Raw genomic sequence first — 7,828 nt, forward strand, 5'->3', positions numbered from 1 at the left:
CCAGGTTCGATTCGGTGTCGATCGCCCGTGACGCGCTCGAACTCTTGCCGGTGACCAGCGTGCGGATGTAGACGATCCGTTCGCCCTTCTTACCCGAGATCCGCGCCCAGTCATCGGGATTAGTGGTGTTGGGCAGGTCCTCGTTCTCGGCGAATTCGTCGACGATCGAGTCGAGCAGGTGCTGGATCCGCAAACCCGACTGACCGCTTTCCAGGACCGACTTGATCGCGTTCTTCTTCGCCCGGTCGACGACGTTCTGAATCATCGCACCAGAGTTGAAGTCCTTGAAATACATGACCTCTTTGTCACCGTTGGCGTAGGTGACTTCCAAGAACCTGTTGTCGTCGATCTCGGCATACATCCGGTCGACGACCTTCTCGATCATCGCTTTGATACACGCACCACGATCACCGCCGAATTCGGCCAGGTCGTCGGCATGCACCGGCAGAGTCTCGACAAGGTACTTCGAGAAGATGTCCTGCGCCGACTCGGCATCCGGACGCTCGATCTTGATCTTCACATCAAGTCTGCCGGGCCGCAGGATCGCCGGATCGATCATGTCCTCGCGATTGGAGGCGCCGATCACGATGACATTCTCCAGACCTTCGACACCATCGATCTCGCTGAGCAGCTGAGGAACGACCGTGGTCTCCACATCGGAGGAGACGCCAGTGCCGCGGGTCCGGAAGATCGAGTCCATCTCGTCGAAGAACACGATCACCGGCGTGCCCTCGGATGCCTTCTCGCGAGCCCGCTGGAAGATCAGCCGGATGTGACGCTCGGTCTCGCCGACGAACTTGTTCAGCAGTTCCGGGCCCTTGATGTTGAGGAAGTATGACTTTGCCTCGCGGGCGTCTTCGCCGCGAACCTCGGCCATCTTTTTGGCCAGCGAGTTGGCAACAGCCTTGGCGATCAACGTCTTTCCGCACCCGGGCGGGCCGTAAAGCAGCACACCCTTGGGCGGGCGCAACGCATATTCGCGGTAGAGATCCTTGTGCAGGAAGGGCAACTCGACGGCGTCGCGAATCTGTTCGATCTGTCGGCCCAGGCCGCCGATGTCGTTGTAGGTGACGTCGGGCACCTCTTCGAGCACCAGGTCCTCGACCTCAGCCTTGGGGATGCGCTCGAACGCGTAGCCGGCCTTGGTGTCCACCAGTAGCGAGTCGCCGGGACGCAGCCGGCGCGGCCGGGTGTCGTCGTTGAGCGCGTCGGGGTGGCCTTCTGGAAGGTCCTCGGCCACCAGCGGCTCGGCCAGCCACACGATGCGCTCTTCGTCAGCGTGGCCGACCACAAGCGCCCGGTGCCCATCCGCCAGCAGCTCACGCAGCGTCGAAATCTCCCCGACCGATTCATAGGTGCCGGCCTCGACGACGGTGAGAGCCTCGTTGAGGCGAACTGTCTGTCCTTTGCGCAACACCCGCACGTCGATGTTGGGCGAGCACGTCAGCCGCATCTTGCGTCCCGAGGTGAACACGTCGATGGTGTCGTCCTCGTGAGTCGAGAGCAGCACGCCGTAGCCACTGGGCGGCTGGCCGAGCCGGTCGACCTCTTCGCGCAGCGCCAATAGCTGCTGGCGGGCTTCTTTGAGGGTCTCCATCAACTTGGAGTTGCGCGACGCCAACGAATCGATGCGCGCTTCCAGCTGGTGGATCTCGCGCGGGCTGCGCCCGGCGCCTTGGGATCCAGCGGCATTGTCCAACTGCTCGCGCAGAATCGAGGCCTCCCGACGGAGCTCTTCCAACTCGGCGGCGTCCTCGTTTGAAAAGTCGGCTTCGCGGGGGCTACCGAACGGCTCACGGTCGAATTCACCCATGGTGCGCTCCTTTCCCACCCCGGGACGGTGTGCGGTGGATACCTCAACGCTACCGGCGATTTCCGTTTCATGCGGGAAGTCGAAATGAGGCACACTGGCAACAGCGTTAACATCATGTTTAGTCGGCTTTACCGAGAGGGACCATCGTGACCGTGAAAACCCTAGCCACAGGCGTGGCGGCGACGGTCGCCATCGGTGCTGCCGCGGCGGGTGTGACCTGTATTGCAGCTGTGGCCCCGGTGTCGCCCCGCGTTCAACCGGTCGTTTTCGGCGTGCCGCTACCGCAGGACCCGGCGGTGCCAGTCGGGGTCGACGTTCCCACCGCCGGCCAGTTGGCGGTCCTTCTCAACACCCTGCAGGACCCGAGCGTGTCGTTCGCCCAGAAGGGCAACCTCATCGAGGGCGGCATCCCCGTCCCGGTCTCCCTGGCCGACCATGAGCTACAGAAGGCCGCCTCCAAGGGCAGCCTTCCGCTGACCTTCGACATCACCAACATCACGCCGTCGGGCCCCGGTGCCGCCACGGCCACCATCACTGCCTCGGGACCGCATCTGGCCCCGACACCGGAGTATCTACGTTTTGTCGATCAAGGCGGCTGGAAGTTGTCACACGACTCGGCGATGACGCTGATCTCGGCTGTGCGTTCGCGCTGACGGCCGCTGCATGCGCCGGAGCCTGGCCGCAGTCTTGAGCACCGCCGCGATGGCGGCGCTGTTCGCGCTTGCGGGGTGTTCCCGCGATGAGGACGACGCGTCGCCCGCCGGCGAACAACCGTCGACTTCGGCGTCGACGGGTCCGGCACCGGCCCCTCAGGCCGCCCCCTTGCCGCCGCCTCAGGCACTGGCAGGTGTGCTGTCTCGGCTGGCTGATCCGTCGGTGCCAGGCCCTCAAAAAGTAAATCTGGTCGAGGGCGCCTCGCCGGAAAATGCCGGTGTGTTCGATCAATTCGTCAATGCGTTGATCAACGGCGGCTTCGCACCGACGAAATTTGTTGTCCACGACGTCAATTGGTCCGACCGCGACCCTGCCGACGTCGTAGCGAACGTCGACGTCAGTTCAGGCAATCCGAAAGGTCCGCACTTCGCGTTCCCAATGGAATTCAAGCCCTACCAAGGCGGTTGGCAACTCGCTGCCCGAACCGCCGATGTGCTGCTGGCTTTCCGCGCCGATACCTCCGGATCACCGACGCCACCGGGTCGCTGAACCGACGTGTGGATCGGATGGCTCGAGTTCGACCTGCTGCTCGGCGACGTGCACTCGCTGAAACAGAAGCGGTCGGCAGTGCGTCCGGTAGTGGCAGAGTTGCAACGGAAATTCAACGTGTCAGCCGCCGAAACCGGAACGCAGGATCTACGTCGTCGGGCCGGGATCGGCGTGGCATTGGTGTCGGGCGATCGGCAACATGCCGTCGCTGTTCTCGACGCCGCCGAGCGACTGGTGGCCGCGCACCCGGAAGTTGAATTACTCTCGGTCCGACGGAACTTGGTCCGCAGCGACGACTGAGCCGGGTCCGGTAGGGCGCTGCTTTCGGCGCATCGGTGTAGGCGTGACGGCACCCGGAGCCAGCTTGCGCGCAAACACCAGGAACGCTGTGTGCCCGCGCATGTTGTGTTGCGGCCGCACCGCCAACCCGACGACATTCCAGCCGCGCTGCATCGTCTCCCAGGCGCGGGGCTCCGTCCAACACTGTTGGGCGCGTAGCGCTTCGACCGCCTTTGAAAGCTGGGTCGCGGTCGCGACGTAGAGCATCAGCACGCCGCCCGCCACCAACGCCCGCGACACCCGGTCGAGCACGTCCCACGGCGCGAGCATGTCCAGCACCGCGCGGTCGATCGAGCCGTCGGGCAGGTCGGCGTCGACGACATCGCCGATCACCAGCTTCCAGTTGTCCGGGAGACCGCCGAAAAAGGTTTGCACGTTTCGGCGCGCGTGCTCGGCGTGGTCGGCGCGGACGTCGTAGGAGATCACCTCGCCTTCCGGTCCGACGGCGCGCAGCAGCGAACAGCTCAGCGCCCCGGAGCCGGCCCCGGCCTCCAGTACCCGCGCGCCGGGGAAGATGTCTCCCTCGTGCACGATCTGCGCGGCGTCCTTCGGGTAGACCACCTGCGCGCCGCGCGGCATCGACAGCACGTAGTCGACCAGCAGCGGACGCAGCACCAGGAACTGGTCGCCGTTGGCCGACTTGACCACGCTGCCCTCCGGCAGTCCGATCACCGCGTCATGCCTGATCGCGCCGCGATGGGTGTGGAACTCGCTGCCCGCACTGAGCACCATCGTGTAGTGGCGGCCTTTGGCGTCGGTGAGCTGAACTCGATCACCGATGACGAACGGGCCAGTTGCGCGCACAGCCGCCAAGCCTGCCAGCAGACGCGCCGCCCGAGGTGCTCGGGGTTGTCCGACCTGGCTTCTACGCTGCCGGTATGACCGACCAACCGGGCTCATCGGCCAGACGGCGGCCGGCCCTGTCACCGTCGCGGGCGGCCGACTTCAAGCAGTGCCCGCTGCTCTACCGCTTTCGGGCCATCGACCGGCTACCCGAACCACCGTCCACCGCGCAGGTGCGCGGTTCGGTCGTGCACGCGGCATTAGAGCAGCTCTACGGGCTGCCCGCGGCGCAACGCGGTCCACAGGTCGTCGACACGCTGGTCGGCCCGGCGTGGGAGCAGGTGATCGCCGCCGAGCCCGAGCTCACCGGGCAGTTCGACGCCGGGCAGCAGACCGATCTGCTCGACGAAGCCCGCAAGTTGCTGTCCGGCTATTACCGCCTGGAAGACCCGACCCGGTTCGACCCGCAGAGCTGCGAGCAGCGCATCGAGGTAGAGCTGTCCGACGGCACCTTGCTGCGCGGGATCATCGACCGTATCGACGTCGCCCCCACCGGCGAGCTGCGGGTGGTGGACTACAAGACCGGAAAGGCGCCACCACAAGCGCGGGCGCTCGCCGAGTTCAAGGCCATGTTCCAGATGAAGTTTTATGCGGTCGCATTGCTGCGCTCGCGTGGCGTGTTGCCGACGCGACTGCGGCTGATCTATCTGTCCGATGGCCAGTTGCTGGACTACTCCCCCGACGAAGCCGAGCTACTGCGCTTCGAGAAGACGCTGATGGCGATGTGGCATGCCATTCAATCCGCTGGTGCCACCGGCGATTTCAGGCCGCGGCCGTCGCGGTTGTGCGACTGGTGCGCGCATCACTCGCATTGTCCAGCATTCGGCGGCACACCGCCGCCGTACCCGGGCTGGCCGGACGTCACCGACGACGGTGACACCGACGCCGTCCTGCAGCAGGGTGCCGAACCGGCGGCCTGAGTCCGACTACTGCAGCGGCGACATCTCCTGCAGCATGGTCGGTATCAGCTCACTCACCGTCGGGTGAATGTGCGTCGTGCGGGCCAGCGTGGTGTACGGCACTTTGGCCGACATCATGTCGAGGATGCCGTGGATGGCCTCGTCGCCACCCACCCCCAGGATAGCCGCCCCGAGGATCTGCTTGGTCTCGGCGTCGACGACGATCGTCATAAAGCCCTGCGTCTCACCCTTTTCCACTGCGCGACCCACCCCGGTCATCGGCCACCGACCGACCAGCGCGGGGCGGCCGGAGGCACGTACCTGCTCGACCGTCATCCCGGCACGGCCCAGCGGCGGGTCGATGTAGAGCGCGTAGGTGGGGATCCGGTCGCTCACAAGCCGCGGGGTCGCTTGGGAATCCGGGTCGAGCAGGTTGGCCGCGACGATTTCGAAGTCGTTGTAGGAAGTGTGGGTGAATGCGCCCTTGCCGTTGCAGTCACCCAACGCCCAGATGTGATCGACACTGGTTCGCAGTTGATCGTTGACGGTGATGTAACCGCGGCCATCGGCGTGGACACCGGCCCGATCGAGGCCGAGGTCGTCGGTGTTGGGGCGCCGCCCCACCGCCAGCAGCAGGTGGCTGCCCGGTATCGCTGCCGCACCGGGTCCAGGTGTCAATTTGAACCCGCTGTCGCACTTGGCCATCCGGATTTCACTGGCGTCGACAACAATTTGCACGCCTTCGTTTTCCAGGATCTCGCGGATGGCCGTGGAGACATCGTCGTCTTCGCGGGACGCCAGTCGGGAACCCTTCTCGACCACGGTCACCCGGGCGCCGAAGCGGCGGTACATCTGGGCGAATTCCAGCGCGATGTAGCTGCCGCCGACAATCACCAGATGTTCAGGGAGCGTGTCGAGTTCGAGGATCGACACGTTGGTGAGGTAGTCGACGCCGGCCAGTCCGGGAATGTCAGGCACCACGGCACGGCCGCCGACGTTGAGGAAAATCCGGTCACCGCGCAACATGTCGTCCCCGACCCGCAGCATGTGCGGATCTTCGAATCGGGCGTGGCCGCGAAACACCGTGCAGCCGTCCATGCCGTCCAGCCAGCCTTCGACACCATTGCGATCATCAAGGACGATGCCGTCCTTGCGCGCCTTGACTTTTGACATGTCGACGCTCACCGGCCCAGTGCTGACACCGTAGTCGGAGCCGCGACGGGCAAGCTGCGCGGCATACGCGCTGGCCACCAACGTCTTGGTCGGGATGCATCCGGTGTTGACGCAGGTACCGCCGAACAGCTTGCGCTCCACCATCGCCACCCGCTGGCCGGCCGCGGTCAGGCGACCGGCCAACGGGGGGCCGGCCTGCCCGGCGCCGACAATGACCGCGTCGAAACGCGTTGTCACAGAGCAGCGATCACAGCGGCGAGCGCGAATCCGCCACCGACTGCGACGATGTCCTCGATCAGAGCGGCCGGCAAGTCACGGCTCAAGGAGCCGGACAGCCGGGCCCGGGCCTGGTAGCCGACCATCGTTCCAACGACGGCACCCACAACGCCGGCGCCGAGCGCGCTGTAGGTGAACGCCCACACGGTGCCGACGACAGCCCCAGCGAACCCACCCGAGATGATCCGGCCGATGAACGGCGGCGGTGTCGTGCGAGCCGGCGTCTTGGATTGCTTGTCGAGAAACAGCTCACCGACCGCCAGCACGCTGAAGATGAGCGCGGTGATCAAGCTGCCGATCCAGGATGCCCAGGTGTTGTTGAGGTTGATCCAGTGCAGCACCGCCGCCCACGACACGACGGCCGGTGCGGTGAAGGTTCGCAAACCGGCGATCACACCGATTCCGAGAGCAAGCAGCAGAACATAGAAATGGGTCATTGCGACTCTCCTCTACTGCTGGAAATCCCGGCTCTGGGCGGACGCTAACACAGCAACGCCGACAACACAGGCGCATGCATGATCAGAACCGGCAGAACCGGACGTCCGATGCCAGGATCGCTTTCGCACCGATCGCCGCCAACTCGTCCATGATCGCGTTGACGTCCCGTCGCGGCACCAGGGCACGCACCGCCACCCACTCGGGATCGGCCAGCGGCGCGATCGTGGGTGACTCCAAACCGGGCGTTACAGCCGTGGCGGAGTCGAGAACCGCACGCGGACAGTCATAGTCCAGCATCAGATACTGCTGACCGAACACCACGCCCTGGACGCGGGCCACGAGTTGGCTGCGGGTGGTAGCGTCCGGCCCGCCGTCGGCGGCGTCGGGGTCGACCTGCTCGATGAGGACAGCCTCTGAATCGCAGAGTGCTTCGCCGAAGGCGACCAGATCGTGCAGATTCAGCGTGCGGCCCGAGCCCACCACGTCGGCGATCGCGTCGGCCACCCCGAGCTGCACCGAGATCTCCACGGCGCCGTCCAGCCGGATGACGGTCGCCTCGATACCGCGGGCCGCCAGGTCTTCGCGCACGATGTTCGGGTAGGCGGTGGCGATACGCCGGCCGGCCAGGTCGTCGATCGTCCAATTACGCCCGGCCGGCGCGGCGTAGCGGAAGGTGGACGAGCCGAAGCCCAATGCAAGTCGTTCACGCACGGGTGCGCGAGATTCGCGCGCCAAATCCCTTCCGGTGATGCCGAAGTCGAGCTCGCCCGAGCCGACGTAGATGGCAATGTCTTTGGGGCGGAGGAAGAAGAACTCGACGTTGTTGTGCGGGTCGATGACCGTC

At 65.4% G+C, this 7,828-nt stretch carries 9 protein-coding genes; 4 read left to right on the forward strand and 5 right to left on the reverse strand.

Annotation, left to right across the window (positions count from 1 at the left end; translation table 11 throughout):
- Positions 1-1,813, reverse strand: a 1,813-nt coding sequence (gene arc / locus AC2VOU_RS00075) for a proteasome ATPase (RefSeq protein WP_486955510.1), incomplete at its 3' end; no start/stop codon positions are given.
- A 146-nt stretch (positions 1,814-1,959) separates the two neighbouring features.
- Between arc and AC2VOU_RS00080 the strand changes: the two genes are divergently transcribed.
- The 3 genes from AC2VOU_RS00080 to AC2VOU_RS00090 are packed head-to-tail and all read left to right on the forward strand — an operon-like array spanning position 1,960 to position 3,316.
- Positions 1,960-2,466, forward strand: a complete 507-nt coding sequence (locus tag AC2VOU_RS00080; protein ID WP_486955511.1) for an MTB12 family secreted protein — start codon at positions 1,960-1,962, stop codon at positions 2,464-2,466.
- Between the two features lie 10 nt (positions 2,467-2,476).
- A complete protein-coding gene (lppK, locus tag AC2VOU_RS00085; protein ID WP_486955512.1) occupies positions 2,477-3,016 on the forward strand; it encodes a lipoprotein LppK in 540 nt (179 codons plus the stop codon).
- Between the two features lie 6 nt (positions 3,017-3,022).
- Positions 3,023-3,316: a DUF503 domain-containing protein gene (locus tag AC2VOU_RS00090; protein WP_486955513.1), complete on the forward strand. Its 294-nt coding sequence runs from the start codon at positions 3,023-3,025 to the stop codon at positions 3,314-3,316.
- On the opposite strand, the gene AC2VOU_RS00095 is transcribed toward AC2VOU_RS00090, so the two are convergent.
- On the reverse strand, positions 3,275-4,159 hold the full coding sequence (locus AC2VOU_RS00095; protein WP_486955514.1) for a tRNA (adenine-N1)-methyltransferase: 885 nt from the start codon (positions 4,157-4,159) through the stop codon (positions 3,275-3,277). The two genes, AC2VOU_RS00090 and AC2VOU_RS00095, sit on opposite strands and share 42 nt — an antisense overlap.
- A 74-nt stretch (positions 4,160-4,233) precedes the next feature.
- On the opposite strand from AC2VOU_RS00095, the gene AC2VOU_RS00100 reads away from it, so the two are divergent.
- A complete protein-coding gene (locus AC2VOU_RS00100) occupies positions 4,234-5,118 on the forward strand; it encodes a RecB family exonuclease (RefSeq protein WP_486955515.1) in 885 nt (294 codons plus the stop codon).
- 6 nt (positions 5,119-5,124) lie between these two features.
- Here AC2VOU_RS00100 and AC2VOU_RS00105 read toward each other — a convergent pair whose 3' ends face one another.
- The 3 genes from AC2VOU_RS00105 to hisG all read right to left on the reverse strand — a co-directional run.
- Positions 5,125-6,507 (reverse strand): FAD-containing oxidoreductase, encoded by a 1,383-nt coding sequence (locus AC2VOU_RS00105; protein ID WP_486955516.1) that lies wholly within the window; start codon positions 6,505-6,507, stop codon positions 5,125-5,127.
- Positions 6,504-6,983 carry a DUF4126 domain-containing protein gene (locus AC2VOU_RS00110; RefSeq protein WP_486955518.1) on the reverse strand — a complete coding sequence of 160 codons (480 nt, stop codon included), beginning with the start codon at positions 6,981-6,983 and terminating at the stop codon, positions 6,504-6,506. Before AC2VOU_RS00110 ends, AC2VOU_RS00105 begins: the two co-directional genes overlap by 4 nt.
- Before the next feature lie 82 nt (positions 6,984-7,065).
- Positions 7,066-7,828: ATP phosphoribosyltransferase (hisG, locus tag AC2VOU_RS00115; RefSeq protein WP_486955519.1), on the reverse strand; the 763-nt coding region annotated here is incomplete at its 5' end.

It is taken from the genome of Mycobacterium sp. TH-M25 (genome assembly GCF_057473665.1).